Raw genomic sequence first — 16,390 nt, 5'->3', positions numbered from 1 at the left:
GAGCCCCGCCCACGATCTCGTCACCTGATCAGGCGACTACTCAACCTGAGTGTTCAGCTTTAGCGTTTGGCCATGACCGATGAAGAGCGTGAATGGGTGGTGGAGGAGGCTCCGCGCCTGTTCGCCGTGGTGGAGCGCGACCCCGAGTTCCAGGTGGCGGCGTGGGGCCTGGCGTTCGAGGACAGCGCCCAGGTCGTCTCCGAGGACGGCACCCTGCGCATGAACCTGCAAGGCCCGGACAGCTGCCTGCACCTCTTCCGCGGTTCGGAGCTGATGTGGGTCGATGATGTGCCCCGTGCCCCTGCCACACGTCTTCCAAGTCACCAAGTACGACCCGGCTGATCGCGACGAACACGGCCGCTACCACGGGCCCGAGGACGTCACGAGTGATCACGGAGTCGTGGAAGCGGCCTACCTCTCCGCCATGGCCGCCTTCGCCGAGGACACCGGGGTGACCCGCCTGGCCATCCGCGACCCCCTGCTCCCGGGCGTCGTCACCTTCGGCGTGGAGGCGCCGATCGAGGGCTGGGGGTTGGCCGGGCTCTTCCCGCCGGACCTGACCGGCTTCCACGACGGCGCGGAGGTCGACCTGGCCACCGGGCTCGAACTCCTGCGGGCGATGCTGCGTGACAACGGCGCCTCGTGCGACCTGGAGGTGGACGAGAGGTTCTTCGTCCACGTCAGCTTCGACCAGTACATGGTCATCGGCAGCGCGGAGCCCTGCGAGAACGCGATCTCCCGCACCCGGTCACTCGGGCTGTTCCCGGAATCGATGGATCCCGACCACTACTATCGGAGCCTCGAACGCCCTCCTCCGCAGCGGCCGGCCGACGACGCCTTCTGGACCGAGCTGACCGACCTCGCCACCCATCGCGGCGTGGTGACCTTGGAAGAGGGCTACGTCCTCAACGCCTGCCGCTGGCATCGCGTCGCCGCCTCCGACGTCGACGCGATCCGAGCCCGGCTCACCCCTCGGTCGAGGCTGTGGGTGTGGCCCGACCTCGACGACGACGTGGCCGCCGTCCTGCGCGAACTGCCGGAGGACTGCTCGGAGATCGTCTGGGAGCACCGGGACGGGCGGATCACCAGCTGCCACGCCGAGGACGAGCACTACCCGGAGCTGCCCGCGCTCCTGGCCGACGCTCGCGCGGCGTTGGCGATCTCCGGGTACGCGCGCGACCGCCACCCACTGCTCGCCGCCGTGCTGCCCGATGACGACGGCGTCCTGCGCGCCCGCTGGGATCTCTGATCGGACCTCTGACCGAACCGCGGGTGGTCAGAGGGCCTGGGCAAGGCGGTCGCGGAGGTCGGGCCAGGTCGTCTTGTCGATCTGGCAGGCGTTGGCGACCGCCAGGCTCAGGCCGACGCGCGCGTCGTCCACCAGCCGGCCGTGAGCCGCCGCCATGGCATGTGCGCGGGAGACGAGGCCGTGCTCTGTCGGCAGGTCGGAGGAGGCTGACGTGCGGCAGCGGTCCCAGCGCAGGGTCAAGGCCTGCCGATACGCCTCCTGGGCGCGGTTCGCCAGGCGCTCGCGGAGATCGGTGCGTTCGGCCGCCGACAGGGAGTCGACGTCCCGGGCGAGGCTGTCGAGCACGACGGGATCGTCGACACCCGCCGTCTCACAGGCCGAGGTGACAGCCAGGGTGGCCGCCGAACGCAGTTGGGCGCCACCGGCCGTGGACAGGGCGGCGTGCAGCCCCGGCGCGCCGACCTCCACCCACTTCACCGGGTCCGACAGGTCGAGCCACGGGAATCCGCCGATCACCGAGGCGGGGTGCGGCCGGCTCGCCCACTCGATCGGCACTCGCACGCCGCTCACTCGTTCGAGGACGGCCAGCGCCGACTCGCACGTCAGCTCCTCGAAGTCCAAGCCCCGGACGAACGGCTCCAACGCACCCTCGGCGGGCGGCTCGTCGGTCACGGGGTCGAAGTCGTCGACCACCGCACCGTCGTGGGCGAGAGTGATCTGCGAGACCATGTTGACGTTCCAGTAGGCGCTCGCGGCCACCGTGCCGGCGGACAACCGGGACAAGACCTCGGGCATGGACCCGTGGTAACCGTTGTGCTCGGCCAGCACCACCCACCCGTCGAGGACGTCGGCGACCACCAGCCGCAGGTCCTCGGGGAAAGCCGACATCGCGGCCCGACCGGCGTCGACGAGCGTCGCCTCACGGCCTGTGGCCACGCCGTCGAAGCGGACCAGCGCCTCTTCGACGGACAGCCCCCGCACCACCGTCAGGCACATCATCTCGTCCGGCCACCCGTTGTCCGCCAACAGCGCGGCGTAGTGGTCCACGGCATCGGCCCTGACGGTCGGCTCCGGAAGCATGATCGAAGTTTTCCACGATCGTGGTCCACGACGGCCGGAAACGGGCTAAGAGCAGCGCGTCCCGTCGGCGGGCAGCTTCAGGTTGATCAGGTACTCGTGCCCGGCGTCGTCCACGCACTCGTTGCCGTGCAGGTACACGGTGTGCTGGTTCCCCTCGTACGTCAGCAGCCCGCCGCCCAACGCCTTCGCCAGGCTCACGCCCGCCTCGTACGGCGTCGCCGGGTCACCGGTCGTGGAGATCACCAGCACCGGCGGCAGCCCGGCCACGGCCTTGTGCTCCTGCACGCTCGGCGGCACGGGCCAGAACGCGCACGTGTCCAGCGCCGCCGCGGCCGGCTGACCGTCGTCCAGGAACGGCGCCGCCGCCTTGTACCGGCGCGCCAGGTCGTCCAGCAGGGCCTTGTCGGTCACCCGCGGCTCGTCCACGCACTTCACCGCGGTGAACGCGTCCGTGATGGTGGAGTACCGACCTTCCTTGTCCCGGTCGAAGTAGTTGTCCGCCAACAGCATCAGCACGTCACCGCGGTTGTTCTTCAGCTCGGTCAACCCGGTGTTCAGCGGCGCCCACAGCTCCTCGGTGTACATCGCCTGGATGACGCCGGTGATCGCGTCGTTGTACGACAGCTTCCGGTCGCCGACCGCCACCGGCCGCTGCACCAGCGGCAACGTCAGGTCGCGGAACACCTGGTTGGCCTTCGACGGGTCGCTGCCCAGCGCGCAGTCCTGCCGGGTCGCGCACCACGCCGCGAACGCGTCGAACGACTTCTGGAACCCGGCGGCCTGCGCGATCAGCGACTCGACCTGGCCCTGCGTCGGGTCCACCGCGCCGTCCAGCACGAGCGCCCGCACGTTGCCGGGGAACGCCTGCGCGTACGCGGCGCCGATGTGCGTGCCGTACGAGTAACCCAGGTAGGTCAGCTTCTCGTCGCCGAGCGCCGACCGCATCACGTCCAGGTCCCGCACCACGTCCCTGGTGCCGACGTTGGCCAGCACGTCGACGCCGGTCGACGCGGCGCACTTCTCCGCGTACTGCTTGTTCTCCGCCTCGGTCTGCGCCACGCCCGCCGGTGACGTGTCCAGGTCGTCGTCCAGCCGATCGGTGTCCCGTTCCGCGTCGGTCAGGCACTTGACCTGCGGCTGGCTCGCCCCGACACCGCGCGGGTCGAACCCGACCAGGTCGAACCGGTCGCCCAGATCAGTCGCCTTGACCTCCGAGCCGAGGCTCGCCGCCGCCGACATGCCGGACGCGCCGGGACCACCCGGGTTGATGATCAACGACCCGATCCGCTCACCGGCCGCGCGCTGCCGCAGCAGTCCGATCTTGATGGTGCGGCCCTCGGGCTTGGTGTAGTCGAGCGGCACCTCCATCCGGGCGCACTCGATCGACTTCTTGGTCTTGTAGAGCGTCGTCGTCGACCCGGTGGTGGCGTAGGGCGCGCAGTCCTCCCAGCCGAGGCGCTGCCCGTAGAACCGCTCCAAGCCGGCGGGCACGACGCCGGCCGGCCCTCTCTGCTCCAGTGCCGTCCCGGCGGTGGGCGACCCGGTGACCACGCTCGTGCACGAGGCGAGGAGCGGGAGGGCGAGGAGGAGCATCATCCGACGGCGCACGGTTCGATCGTATGGTGACTCGTCGGCCACAACGCCCGCCATGGCCCCTCCGAGTGAGCGAGAATGCCCCCATGCCACAGCTCCGACTCGCCCTCGCCCAGGTGAACGCCTGTGTCGGCGACCTGGCGGGCAACACCGAACTCGTCGTCGAGTGGTCGCGCAAGGCCGTCGAGGCGGGCGCCCACCTGGCCGTCTTCCCCGAGATGGCGCTGACCGGGTACCCGGTCGAGGACCTGGCCCTGCGGGTGTCGTTCGCCGAGGCGTCCAAAGAGGCGTTGACCAAGCTCGCGACCAGGCTGGACGAGGCGGGGTGCGGCGACCTGGCGGTGTTCGTCGGCTACCTCGACCGCGACGAGCACGGGATGCGAAACGCCGCCGCCGTGCTGCACCGGGGAGAGGTGGTGGCGCGGCAGAACAAGCACCACCTGCCGAACTACGGCGTGTTCGACGAGCGCCGCTACTTCACGCCGGGCGACACGCTGGACGTCGTCCGCGTGCACGGGCTCGAAGTCGGCATGGTGATCTGCGAGGACCTGTGGCAGGACGGTGGCCCGATCGCCGCCCTCGGTGAGGCGGGCGTGGACCTCGTGGTCTCGCCGAACGCCTCGCCGTACGAGCGGAAGAAGGACGACGCCCGACTGCCGCTGGTGGCCCGTCGCGCGGCCGAGGCCGGTGCGCCGCTCGCCTACGTGAACCTGATCGGCGGGCAGGACGAGCTGGTGTTCGACGGTGACACGATGGTGGTCACCGCCGACGGCACGCTGATCACGCGCGCGCCGCAGTTCGTGGAGCACCTGGTGGTGCTGGACCTCGACCTGCCCGGCGGCACGCCGCGCACCGAAGGCGCGTACGGCGGGTTCACGGTCCACCGCCGGACGGTGTCCGACGAACCGCTCCCGGCCTACGAGCCGCTGCCCGTGCCGCAGTCGGCCGAGCCGCTGTCCGACGAGGCAGAGGTGTGGCACGCGCTGGTCACCGGCCTGCGCGACTACGTGCACAAGAACGGCTTCCACTCGGTGGTGTTCGGGCTCTCGGGCGGTATCGACTCGGCGGTCGTCGCGGCCCTGGCGGTCGACGCCCTCGGAGCGGACCACGTCTACGCCGTGTCGATGCCGTCGGTGTACTCGTCGGACCACTCGAAGTCCGACGCGTACGACCTGGCCCAGCGCACCGGCTGCCACTACTCGGAGCAGCCGATCGCGGACATGGTCAGCGTGTTCGTCGACCAGCTCGGGCTGACCGGGCTGGCGGAGGAGAACGTCCAGGCGCGGTGTCGCGGCGTCACGTTGATGGGCCTGTCGAACCAGCACGGCCACCTGGTGCTCGCCACCGGCAACAAGACCGAACTGGCGGTCGGCTACTCGACGATCTACGGGGACGCGGTCGGCGGGTTCGCGCCGATCAAGGACGTGCTGAAGACGTTGGTCTGGGACTTGGCGCGGTGGCGCAACGCGCAGGCCGAGAAGCTGGGCGAGCTGCCGCCGATCCCGGAGAACTCGATCGCCAAGCCGCCGTCGGCCGAGCTGCGACCGGGTCAGGTCGACACCGACTCGCTGCCGGACTACGACCTGCTCGACTCCGTCCTGGACGACTACGTCGAGGGCGACAAGGGCTACCGCGACCTGATCGCCATGGGGTTCTCGCACGAGCTGGTCGACAGGGTCCTGCGCATGGTCGACAAGGCCGAGTACAAGCGCCGCCAGTACCCGCCGGGCACCAAGATCACGTTCAAGGCCTTCGGCCGCGACCGCCGGTTGCCCATCACCAGCGGCTGGCGCGAAGGCTGACCCCACAAGGACCGTGAGTCCTACGTTCGGAACGCGTGAGTCCTACGTTCACGACCCCCGAGTTCAACGCTCAGAACAGTGGATCTTGTACTGAGCGTTGAACTCAGGGGTTCCGAACGTAGGACTCACGCGTTCTGGATGTAGGACTCACGCGGCTTCGGGGGTGACCCGGCCCACATTCCATCTCCACCGTTGGAGTTTGCCCGCGACCGGTCGTAGCCTGAATCCAACGCCAAGGTTGGAATCAGGCGCCTCCTCGCACCCCAGGTTGGAGATCGGTGTTGCGCACTACCCTCAGCCGCCCACCCGTGCTCGTCTCGATCCTGGTCGCGGCCGTGATCCTCGCGGTGGGCCAGCTCTACCTGACGGTGCCCCTGCTGCCCGGCGTCGCCGACCGGTACGACGTCCCCCTCGCCACGGCCGCCTGGGTGGGCGGTGGCTTCGGGTTCGCCTTCGCCCTGGGCAACCTGGTCTTCGGCACCCTCTCCGACCGCTACGACCGCCGCCACGTGATGGCCTTCGGCCTGACCCTCGGCGCGGTCGCGGGCATCGTCGCGGGCGCGTCCCCCGCGTTCGCGCCGCTCCTCGTGGCCCGTGCCGCACAAGGCTTCCTGGCCGCCTCGATCCCGGCCGTCTCACTCGCCTACGTCGCCGAAGCGCTGCCGCCGGCCCGCCGCGCGGTGGGCGTCACGGCGCTCTCCGGCTCGTTCCTCCTGGCCGGGCTGGTTGGCCAGGCCTACGCGCTGGGCGTCGACAAGGCGATCGGCTGGCGCTGGGTGTTCTGGCTGCTCGTGCCGCTCCTGCTGGTGGTGGCCGCGCTCCTGACCCGCCTGCCCGCGACGCCCCGCCCGACCCCCGTTCCACTGGTCACGACCTTCACCCGGCTCGGCGCACTCCTGCGCCGCCCGCCGCTGCTGGTCGCCTACGTCGGCGCGATCACCCTGCTGCTGACGTTCGTCGGCATGTACACCGCCCTCACCGCCACCGTCGGCGAGCGCTACGGCATCCACGACGCCGTGGACCTGCTGCTCGTCCGCCTGCCCGGCCTGCCGGGCATCGCGCTGGGCCTGTTCGCCGGTCCGCTGATCACCCGCTTCGGCGCGCACCGCGTGGCGCCGGCGGCGTTCGTGGTCGCCGCCGCGGGCCTGGTCCTCGAAGCCACCTCCGCCACGCTGCCGGTCCTGCTGGTCGGCAGCGCGATCTTCGTGGCGGGACTCGCCGTGACGATCCCGGCGCTGGTGTCGTTGGTGGCACGGGCTTCCGGCGAGGCGAGGGGGACGGGCCTGGCGGCCTACGCCTTCCTCGTCGGCCTGGGCGGCGGCATCAGCCCCGTCCTGGTCACCGCGCTGGCACCCGCCGGGTTCGCCGTCATCTGCCTGACCCTCGCCGGCCTGCTCCTCGTCGCCGCGGCCACCCTCGTCCTGGGTCCGCGCCCGGCCCCTGTGCCGGTCGCCGGCTGAAGCCCTAAGCGGTCGGGGGCGACGCGAGGCGACGCGCGGCCTCGACCACGGCCGCACGTCGCCGGGCCAGGTCGTCCCCACCGGTCACCATCCGGGACACCTGGGGCACGGCCAGCCACCACGACGTCAACGACATGATCATCAGCACCAGGTCGGCGGCGTCCGGCGAAGCGGCCAGCACGCCGTCCGCCTGCGCCGCCCGGAACGCGTCCACCTTGCGCCCGTAGTGCGCGGCCCGCACGTCCTCGTCGGGCACCGCGCCGTCGCCGTACGCCAGCGCCTCCCACTGCAACAACCGCACGAGGTGCGGGTTGGCCACGTGGTAGTCGAAGCACCGCCCCGCGTACGCGCCGACGTCCCGCAGCTCGTCGAACGGCACCGCCGCCGCGATCTTCGCCAGCTCGTCCGACAACACCGTGGCGAACAGCCGTTCCTTGTCGCCGAAGTAGTTGTAGAGCCGTTCCTTGTTGACACCGGCCCGTGCCGCGATCCGCTCGACCCGGGTGCCCGCGAGCCCGTGCGCGGCGAACTCGACGACCGCCGCCTCCTTCAGGCGCCGACGGGTCTCCTCGGTGTTCCAAGCCACGCCGCGATGATAACCAACCGCACCGTTGCTTTCACCGGTGCGAACCGGCACCCGACGGACGTCCGGGCAGCAGGAGCGAGAACACCGCGCCCAAGCCGCAGATCACCGCCGTGATCCAGAAGATCTCGTGGTACTCCGTCAGCAACGCGTCCGTCAGCGCCGTCTTGTAAGCGGCGGCCTTCTCGGTGAACTCCTCCGGTGACATCCCGAACGGCAGCGGGGTGTCCAGGTCCGCCGTCAGCTCCTGGAACCGGTGCAGGCCCCACGCCGACAGCCCGGCCACGCCGACGAGCATCCCGGTCATCCGCGCGACCACCACGGCGGCCGACGCGACACCGTGCTGCGAAGCCGGCACGACCCGCAGCACCGCCGCCGACACCGGCGCGATCACCAGCCCCAACCCGAACCCGGCCACCGCCAGGTCCCGCCCGATCACGAACGACGACACCGAGGCCGGCCACTGCGCGATCAGCACGTACGCGACCGCGGCCACCGCCAACCCGACGAACGACACCCACCGGTCGCCGACCCGCGCCGCCAGCCACCCGCCGAGCACCGCGCCCACCGGCAACGCGATGAGGAACCGGGCCAGCATCGCCGCCGCCGCGCCCGAGTCACGTCCCAGCACGGTCTGCGCGAACAGCTCCACGTCCACCAACGTCACCATCAGCGCCGCACCGGCCGCCAACGACACGGCCAGCGACGCCAGGAACGGCCGCATGGCCACGCCCGCCGGGTCCAGCAGCCGCACCGACGACCGCCGCTCCCACCACACGAACCCGACGAACACCACCGCCGCCGCGCCGAGCACCGGCAGACCCCACGACGGCAGCACCGCGTGCGCCGGATCGGGGTTGTAGAGCCCCACGACCAGCAACGACAGCGCCAACGCCAGCAAACCGCCGCCGACGAAGTCGATCCGCACCGCCGACCGGGCGGACCGCGGCACGGTCAGCTGCACGACCACCACCGCGATAGCGGCGAGCGGCAGGTTCACCCAGAACACCCACCGCCAGCTCTGCGGCTCCACCGACTCGAAGAACGTCCAGGCGTTGAACAGCGACGCCACGCCCACGCCGTACAGCGTGCCCAGCACGCTGCCCAGCTCCTGCGCGGCACCCACCACGCCCAGCGCCGAAGCACGCCGTTCCGCCGACCACAGGTCCGCCACCAGGGCGAGCGTCACCGGCAGCAGCGCGCCACCGGCCAGTCCCTGCACCACCCGCCCGGCCACCAGCAGCGGCAGGTCGCCGGCCAGCGCCGTCACCGCCGAACCGACCGCGAACCCGACCAGGCACACGTGCAGCACCAACCGCCGCCCGAACCGGTCCGACAGCTGCCCGAGCAGCGGCATCCCGGCGACGTACCCGAGCAGGTAACCCGTGACCACGGGCGTCGCGCGTTCCAGGTGGTTCACCGGGATGCCCAGGTCACGCACCATGTCCACGAGCACGCCGACGACCACGTACGCGTCCAGCGCGCCCAGCAGCACGGCCACCGCACCGGCGCCGATCGCCAACCGCCGCGCCTTCACCGAGCCCTCCGCAGCTGAACCCTCCACAGCCGAGCCCTCCATCGGCGAGCCCTTCACCGGCGAACTCACGCGGGCGGCGAGACGGTGACGGGCTTGTTGAACTCGGACAGGTCGATGGTGACCTTCGCCCCGCTCGGCAGCTCGAACACCGCCTTCTCCAGCTTGTCCGCCCGCACCGAGAACGTGGACGCCACGTCGGCGTCGATCCCCGGCACCAGCCCGGCCACCACGTCGCGCGGCACGGTGGCCGTGACGACCGAGACGCCGTCCTCCGAGCTGACCGTCTTCGCGTCACGCGCGTCGGCCAGCACGCGGGCCACGCCCTTGTCCGGGTCCAGGATCGCGGTCGGGTCGTACACCTGGCCCGCGAGCGCCGCGGGCAGCTTGGTGTAGCCGCCGGTCGGCCCCTTGAAGTGCAGGTCCTTCCCGACCAGCACGTACTCGACCTCGATCAGCTGGCCGAACTGGTCGACCGTCGCCCGGCCCTGCGATTCCCCCTGGGCGTTCAGGTCGCCCTCGGCGGACTTCACCGGCACGTTCGGCAGCTCACCGTCGACCTTGATCGAGAAGTGGGTGCTGGTCACCGACTTCATGCTCTCGGCGGCCTTGTCGAGCAGTTCCGGCCCGGCGGGCAGGCCACCGCCGCCACCGGACGACGTGCAGCCCGCCACGACGGCGAGCACGAGCGACCCGATCAGGGCACGACGAGGGAGCATGGGGTGAATCGTAGATCCCACCGGCCGCTGCCAGGCCGAAACGCCCGTGCACGACCATGACCTGCGGTTTGTCGTCATGCGGCAAACGGCCGAGCGCGTTCGGCCGAGTCGGCAACGCGCCGCCGACCGTCCTTACCTAGGCTTCAGGTCATGAACCGCCAGCAGGAGTTCGTGCTCCGCACCCTTGAGGAACGCGACATCCGGTTCGTCCGGCTCTGGTTCACGGACGTTCTGGGCTTCCTCAAGTCGGTGGCGATCGCGCCCGCCGAACTCGAAGGCGCCTTCAGCGAGGGCATCGGGTTCGACGGCTCCGCGATCGAGGGCTTCGCCAGGGTCTACGAGTCGGACATGGTGGCCAAGCCCGACCCGGCGACGTTCCAGGTGCTGCCGTGGCAGACCCCGGACAAGAACCACTACTCGGCGCGCATGTTCTGCGACATCGCCATGCCGGACGGCTCGCCGTCGTGGGCGGACCCGAGGCACGTGCTGCGGCGGACCCTGGCCAAGGCCAGCGAAGCCGGTTTCACCTGCTACGTGCACCCCGAGATGGAGTTCTTCCTGCTCAAGGGCCTGCCGGACGACGGGAGCGAGCCCGTTCCGGCGGACAACGGCGGTTTCTTCGACCAGACCAGCCACGAGACCGCGACCCACTTCCGCCGGCACGCCATCGAGGCGCTGGAGGCCATGGGCATCTCGGTCGAGTTCAGCCACCACGAGGGCGCGCCCGGCCAGCAGGAGATCGACCTCCGCTACGCCGACGCGCTGACCATGGCCGACAACGTGATGACGTTCCGGTACGTGATCAAGGAAGTCGCGATCACGCAGGGCGTGCGGGCGTCGTTCATGCCCAAGCCGTTCTCCGACCAGCCCGGCAGCGGCATGCACACGCACGTCAGCCTGTTCGAGGGCGACCGGAACGCGTTCTACGACGCCGAGGACCCGTACCAGCTGTCCGACACCGGCAAGATGTTCGTCGCCGGCCTGCTGAAGCACGCCCGTGAGATCTCCGGTGTGACCAACCAGTGGGTGAACTCCTACAAACGCCTGATCGTGGGCGGTGAAGCGCCGACGGCGGTGTGCTGGGGCCACGCGAACCGGTCCGCGCTGGTGCGCGTGCCGATGTACTCGCCGGGCAAGTCGTCGTCCCGCCGGGTCGAGATCCGGTCGCTCGACTCCGCCTGCAACCCGTACCTGGCGTACGCGGTGATCCTCGCCGCAGGCCTGAAGGGCATCGAGAAGGGCTACGAGCTCCCGCCGCCCGCCGAGGACGACGTGTGGTCGTTGACCGATCGCGAGCGCCGCGCGGCCGGGTACGACAACCTGCCGCAGAACCTGGGTGAGGCGTTGACCGAGATGGAGAACTCGGAGCTGCTGCCCGAGGCGCTGGGCGAGCACGTGTACGACTTCTTCCTGCGGAACAAGCGCACGGAGTGGGACGCGTACCGGCGCAGCGTGACGCCGTACGAGTTGCGCACCCTGTTGCCGGTCCTGTGAGGAAGACACCCGTGCGGGTGGTCCACACCGGGCACTCGGAGAAGCTAGGTTTGCAGACCGTGACCGAGGTGCCCGGACGTTCGGAATCCCGTCCCACGTTCATCGCCTGCACGGTGGCGACCGCCGCCGACCTGCCTGCGGTGAAGGTGCTGTCGAGCTCGTTCCTGGCGAGCCACCCGCAGGCCAGGTTCATGGCCCTGGTGGTCGACGCCCTGCCGGAGAGATCCGGTCCGGGGCTGGTCACGCCCGCGGACCTGGGCGTGGGCGCGGAGGAGCTGGCGGAGCTGGCGACCGGGTGCACGGCGTCGCAGCTGTGCGGCGTGCTGCGGCCCAAGCTCCTGGAACAGCTGCTGGGCCAGGGGCTGCCGGTGTTGTACCTGGACCCGTGGGTGCAGATCCTCAACCCGCTGACGGACCTGGTCGAGTCGGCGGTTCGGCGCGGGCCGCTGGTCCTGCTGCCGAGGTCGCTCCGGCCGTTGCCGGACGACGGCCTGCGCCCGACACCCACCGAACTGCTCGAAACGGGCGTGTTCGACCCGGGTTTCCTGCTGGTCGCGCCGGGGGCCGAGCCGTTCCTGCAGTCCCTGGGCGAGCAGCTGCGCCGGACACCGGACGCCACGAAGGCCGTGCTGGACATGGCGCCCGCCTTGGTGAACCTGCACGTGCTGCGTGACGCGACGGTCGGCCTGTCGGTGTGGAACGCGCCGCAACGAGACCTCCACCGAGGTGAGGACGGGACGCTGACGACCATCGGCGAACCGGTCCGCAGCGTCCACTTCGCAGGCTTCGACCCCAACCGGCCGTGGCTGCTGTCGGCAGACTTCGCCGACCGGCCGCGCGTGCTGCTGTCGGAACACCCGGAACTGGCCGAACTGTGCACGGCGTACCGGGCGGAACTGGTGCGCAAGGGCCACACGCCGCAGAAGGTGCGCTACGGCTTCGGGCAGCTGGCGGACGGTACCCAGATCCCGGACGAGCTGAGGACGGACTACCGCGACACCGCCCGAACTCACCCGGGCTCCGCGTTCAGCCCAACCCCCCGCCCAGCGCTCCCAGCCTCCCCGCCCAACTCGAACGGCGCGGACACCCCGGAGACACCGGTCGCCCAGCCGACCCCAGCCACCCGCGTCACCCCAGTCACCCCAGCTACCGTGATCGCCCCAGTCACCGTGGTCGCCCCGGAGGCCCTGAACGGCCGAGCCGTCCCCCTCACACAAGAGGCATCGGACAGCCAGGAAACCAAGGCCCCCTCAGCCGCCCCCGAAGAGCCGGCCGCGACCAACCCCCCAGCCCCGCAGCCCTCGGTAGCAGCCACCACCCCCACCACCCCCGCTGCGCTCCCCACCGCCGCCGCGACCACCACCCCCGCCGGCGCAACCCCGTGCGAGACCGCAGCCACGCCAGCCGCAACCGCAGCCGCAGCCACCCCGGCAGTTTCCGCCGCCAAGACCTCAACCGCTGCTACCCCCGCCGCTGCCGAACGCGCCGAGACCTGCGAGATCCCCGCAGTCGCCCCACCCCCCGCCGCTGCCACACCGGCCCCGGCGGCCTCCACACCAACCCCGGCCCAGGCTCAGACCTCCGCCCCAGAACAGCCCCCTGCCCCGCCGCAGACTCCTGTGCCCGCGCAGCCGCCCTCCTCCTCAGCGCAGCCCGTTGCCTCCGCGCTTACCTCTGACGCGGCGCAGCCCTCTGCCCCGGCGGGTACCTCCGCGCCGACGCAGCCCTCTGCTCCGGCGCAGACTCCCGCGCCCTCCCAACCCGCTGCCCCAGCACAGGCATCCGTCCCAGCGCAGCCCTCTGCCCCCGCGCAGACCGCAGCGGTTCGGACCGCCCCGCCTCCGGCCTTCGGCCCGGACGGCGGAGCGGGATTCGTTGCCTGGGCGAGTGAACCCGCACCCCACCTCCCCGGCAGCACCCGCTGGGCCGCCGCGCTCTGGCGCTCCGACGAAGCCCTCCGCACCCAGTTCCCCGACCCCTTCGGCGCGGACGGCGAGGCCTTCCGCGACTGGTGCGCCTCCGTGGGCGTGGCCGCCGGCCGACTGCCCGTGACCGCAGTCCCGAGCTCACGCCCCGAAGTCCCGGTCCTGCACGACCAGCTCGGCGTCTCCGTCCTCGGCACCGGCCCCATCGCCGAACTCGTCCACGCCGCCGCCCGCGCCTCCGGCCTGCCCACCTCCACCACCGCCGGCTACCCGGTCGTGGTCCGCGTCGGCACCACCGAGAAGGTCCCGGACAGCCGTTTCGTGGTCGACTACGTCCTGGACGACGACCAGCCCACCGACGCCACCGAGATCTGGGTCCCCTCCGAAACGACCCGCGCCGCCATCGAACGCCAAGGCGGCCCGGCTGTCCGCGTCCTCCCGCTCCCCGTCCCGGAAGCCGTCGTGAAGGACCGGGAACCACACGATGGGGTGGTCTTCGGCGCCCTCGCCGACCACGCAGCAGACCGGGCGGGCAACGCGCTGGGAGCAGTCTCGGCGTTCCTGTCCGCCTTCCCCGACCGCACCGACGTGACGCTGCGCATCGAGGTCACCAACGCGGACACCCACCCCGAAGCCGCCGAACGCCTGCGCCTCGCCACCTCCGCGGACCCGCGCATCGAACTGGTCGACACCCTCGGCACCGTCGACTGCCTGATCCACCTGCACCGGGGCGGCGCCTGCGACCGGATCGCGCACACCCTCGCCCGCCACGCGGCCGAGGCGACACCCATCCTGACCTCGCACCACGGCGCGGTCGCCGAGCTGTTCGACAAGTCCGCGGTGATCTTCGTGCCGTGCCGCCAAGGCGTCGAGCCCGACCTCCAAGCCGCCGTCAAGCTCATGCGCGCCCTGGCCGACGACCTGCCCGCGGCGGTGGCGATCGGCGCCAAGGGACGCGACCACGTCCGCGCCACCCGCGAAGTCACCAAGGTCGGCGAACTCCTCCGCGACCGGGTCGAACACGCCTACCGGGGCTGGCGCGCCCGCCGGGCGAAGCCCGCACCGACCGTCGACCCGATGAAGGCCCTGCACTCGGCGAAGCACGCCCTGCTGCGCCAGCCCGACGTCGGCACCGCCAGCCGCACGCCCATGGCGCCGCAGCTGCGCAAGGTCGTCCTGCGCGTGCTCGACCACTACGACAACCACATGCGAAACGTGCTCGCGTCCCTCATCGACGGGGTCGAGCGCACGGTCTCCGAGCTGGTCCGCCGCCAGGACGACATCTCCACCGGCGTCGGCCTCGGTGAACTGGAAGTGCTGCGCGCCGAACTCGAGCAGCACGCCGACCACCAGGGCCACCTCGCCGACCAGCTCGTGGGCATCGACGACAGCGTGGTCCGGGTCCGGGCCGACATGTCCGGTCAGGGGCGGCGGCTGCGCGAGATCGAGGACGCCGTCGTCGCCGAGGCCGGGAAGCGCGCGAAGCAGGGCGACGCCATGGCCCAGCGGATCGACAAGCTCGCCGTCGCGCTCGAACGCACCCTCGACCGGATCGACTCGCTGGAGTCCAAGGTCGTGGACGCGCTGCGGGAGCGCGACACCAAGCTCGACTCCAGCCTGCGTGCCGCCACCCAGGCGCAGCAGACCGCCGACGCCCTGCGCCGGGTCGTGGTGCGCGAGCACGAACGGCACAGCGACACCGTGCCGCGGAGCTCACTGGTGCTGACCGACGTCGGCCTGCTCCGCCTGCCCTCGGACGACGCGTTCATGCTGCCGATGCTGTCCAGCAACGGGGTGTGGGAGACCGACCTGTCGGAGCTGATCGACTCGGTGGTCGAGCCGGACGGCATCTTCCTCGACGTCGGCGCGTACGTCGGCTACCAGACCGTGCGCATGCTGAGCAGGTTCGGCTCGGGCGGCGCGGTGGTCGCGGTCGAGCCGTGCCCGTCCGCGCGTGCGCTGCTGCGGCACAACGTCGACGTCAACCTGCCCGAACGGCTCGCCCAACAGCTCGTCCTGGTCGACGCCGCGGCGTGGGAGAGCACCGGTGAGCTGGCCTCCCAACCGGCGTTGACGGGCGGGGTGTCGGTGGCGCCGTTGCCGGACGACGCCGGTGACGACGTGCCGAGGGTGCGTGCCGCCAGGCTCGACAAGGAGCTGGAGGACGTGCCGACGTTGCAGGGCCGCAAGCTTTCAGTCGTTCGGGTGGACACCCCCGGTCGTGGTCACCGTGCGCTGGCCGGCCTGGTGCGCCTCCTGCGCCGGGACCGCCCGCACGTGTTCCTCGAGTTCTCCGCGACGACGACGGAGGGTTTCGGCGACGATCCGGTCACGGTGCTGAAGGAGTTCCGCATCTGGGGCTACGACCTGGTGCCGGTGGCGACCCGCGAACCGGCCTCACCGGAGCAGATCGTGACCGCGATGCAGGGCATGCGGACCATCTCGCTGTGGTTGCGACCCCGTCCCGTGGCCCCCAAAGGACCCGGTCCACAGGTCGCCGCACCGGTCCGCGTCGCTCCCGCAGCCCGCTGACCAGGCGATTTGACACCGGCCAAGGTCATGAGTAACTTTTACCGAGTCGCCAGCAAGAACCTCGGAACGAGCGGTTGACACCGCGAATCGGGCCGAGTAGACTACTGCGGCGTCAAGCTCCCAGAAACGAATAAGCAGCACAGCGTGCTGCCTCCGCTCTGGAAACCAGAACAAATTGAATGCAAAGCGAGTTCGTCGCGGAGCAGAGAAGCCGAAACCGGCCGATTTGACACCGAGAAAACGAACCAGCTAAGCTTTCGACAGAACGGAAACACAAAGCCCCGGAATGAACCGCGGTAAGATGCGGGACAAGATGGTGAGCGCGTGTTCTTTGAGAACTCAACAGCGTGCCGAATAGCCAGTAAATTTATGAACCTCGTCAAGAGGTTTCCTTTGAGATTGTTACTGGACAACTGACA

At 70.8% G+C, this 16,390-nt stretch carries 11 protein-coding genes; 6 read left to right on the top strand and 5 right to left on the bottom strand.

Going from position 1 to position 16,390, the window contains the following annotated elements; genetic code table 11:
* The first annotated feature begins 72 nt into the window (after window positions 1-72).
* Window positions 73-342 (top strand): hypothetical protein, encoded by a 270-nt coding sequence (locus OQ02_RS42020; RefSeq protein ID WP_063747205.1) that lies wholly within the window; start codon window positions 73-75, stop codon window positions 340-342.
* A complete protein-coding gene (locus OQ02_RS33505) occupies window positions 296-1,249 on the top strand; it encodes a hypothetical protein (protein ID WP_033442673.1) in 954 nt (317 codons plus the stop codon). Before OQ02_RS42020 ends, OQ02_RS33505 begins: the two co-directional genes overlap by 47 nt.
* 27 nt (window positions 1,250-1,276) lie before the next feature.
* Here OQ02_RS33505 and OQ02_RS33500 read toward each other — a convergent pair whose 3' ends face one another.
* Complete coding sequence (locus OQ02_RS33500) at window positions 1,277-2,329, bottom strand: DUF6461 domain-containing protein (protein WP_033442672.1); 1,053 nt, start codon at window positions 2,327-2,329, stop codon at window positions 1,277-1,279.
* 45 nt (window positions 2,330-2,374) lie between these two features.
* Window positions 2,375-3,925 (bottom strand): alpha/beta hydrolase, encoded by a 1,551-nt coding sequence (locus tag OQ02_RS33495; RefSeq protein ID WP_197043609.1) that lies wholly within the window; start codon window positions 3,923-3,925, stop codon window positions 2,375-2,377.
* Window positions 3,926-4,008: 83 nt separating this feature from the next.
* Between OQ02_RS33495 and OQ02_RS33490 the strand changes: the two genes are divergently transcribed.
* A complete protein-coding gene (locus OQ02_RS33490) occupies window positions 4,009-5,724 on the top strand; it encodes an NAD+ synthase (protein ID WP_033442671.1) in 1,716 nt (571 codons plus the stop codon).
* A gap of 278 nt (window positions 5,725-6,002) precedes the next feature.
* Complete coding sequence (locus OQ02_RS33485; RefSeq protein ID WP_063747203.1) at window positions 6,003-7,184, top strand: MFS transporter; 1,182 nt, start codon at window positions 6,003-6,005, stop codon at window positions 7,182-7,184.
* A 4-nt stretch (window positions 7,185-7,188) separates the two neighbouring features.
* Here the strand turns inward: OQ02_RS33485 and OQ02_RS33480 are convergent, their stop codons facing one another.
* From OQ02_RS33480 to OQ02_RS33470, 3 genes are read right to left on the bottom strand one after another with little or no spacing between them, the layout of a single operon-like run.
* Window positions 7,189-7,770, bottom strand: coding sequence for a TetR family transcriptional regulator (locus OQ02_RS33480; RefSeq protein WP_033442670.1), 582 nt, complete (start codon window positions 7,768-7,770; stop codon window positions 7,189-7,191).
* Window positions 7,771-7,801: 31 nt separating this feature from the next.
* Window positions 7,802-9,373, bottom strand: coding sequence for an MFS transporter (locus tag OQ02_RS33475; protein WP_331281567.1), 1,572 nt, complete (start codon window positions 9,371-9,373; stop codon window positions 7,802-7,804).
* Window positions 9,370-10,020, bottom strand: a complete 651-nt coding sequence (locus OQ02_RS33470; RefSeq protein WP_033442668.1) for an LppX_LprAFG lipoprotein — start codon at window positions 10,018-10,020, stop codon at window positions 9,370-9,372. Before OQ02_RS33470 ends, OQ02_RS33475 begins: the two co-directional genes overlap by 4 nt.
* Window positions 10,021-10,170: 150 nt before the next feature.
* Between OQ02_RS33470 and OQ02_RS33465 the strand changes: the two genes are divergently transcribed.
* On the top strand, window positions 10,171-11,514 hold the full coding sequence (locus tag OQ02_RS33465) for a glutamine synthetase family protein (protein ID WP_033442667.1): 1,344 nt from the start codon (window positions 10,171-10,173) through the stop codon (window positions 11,512-11,514).
* An 11-nt stretch (window positions 11,515-11,525) separates the two neighbouring features.
* Window positions 11,526-15,971: an FkbM family methyltransferase gene (locus tag OQ02_RS41570; protein ID WP_051773106.1), complete on the top strand. Its 4,446-nt coding sequence runs from the start codon at window positions 11,526-11,528 to the stop codon at window positions 15,969-15,971.
* Window positions 15,972-16,390: the final 419 nt, after the last annotated feature.

Origin of the sequence: Saccharothrix sp. NRRL B-16314, assembly GCF_000716595.1 — a bacterium.
Classification (GTDB): domain Bacteria; phylum Actinomycetota; class Actinomycetes; order Mycobacteriales; family Pseudonocardiaceae; genus Actinosynnema.
The sequence above is the reverse complement of the archived record's forward strand: the minus strand, read 5'-3'. Positions and strand labels throughout refer to the sequence as shown.

Bases quoted from the DNA above. Each gene is read 5' to 3' on its own strand.
- OQ02_RS42020 (WP_063747205.1), top strand. From the start codon at position 73: ATGACCGATGAAGAGCGTGAATGGGTGGTGGAGGAGGCTCCGCGCCTG.
- OQ02_RS33490 (WP_033442671.1), top strand. From the start codon at position 4,009: ATGCCACAGCTCCGACTCGCCCTCGCCCAGGTGAACGCCTGTGTCGGC.
- OQ02_RS33465 (WP_033442667.1), top strand. From the start codon at position 10,171: ATGAACCGCCAGCAGGAGTTCGTGCTCCGCACCCTTGAGGAACGCGAC.
- OQ02_RS33500 (WP_033442672.1), bottom strand. From the start codon at position 2,329: ATGCTTCCGGAGCCGACCGTCAGGGCCGATGCCGTGGACCACTACGCC.
- OQ02_RS33470 (WP_033442668.1), bottom strand. From the start codon at position 10,020: ATGCTCCCTCGTCGTGCCCTGATCGGGTCGCTCGTGCTCGCCGTCGTG.
- OQ02_RS33495 (WP_197043609.1), bottom strand. From the start codon at position 3,925: ATGATGCTCCTCCTCGCCCTCCCGCTCCTCGCCTCGTGCACGAGCGTG.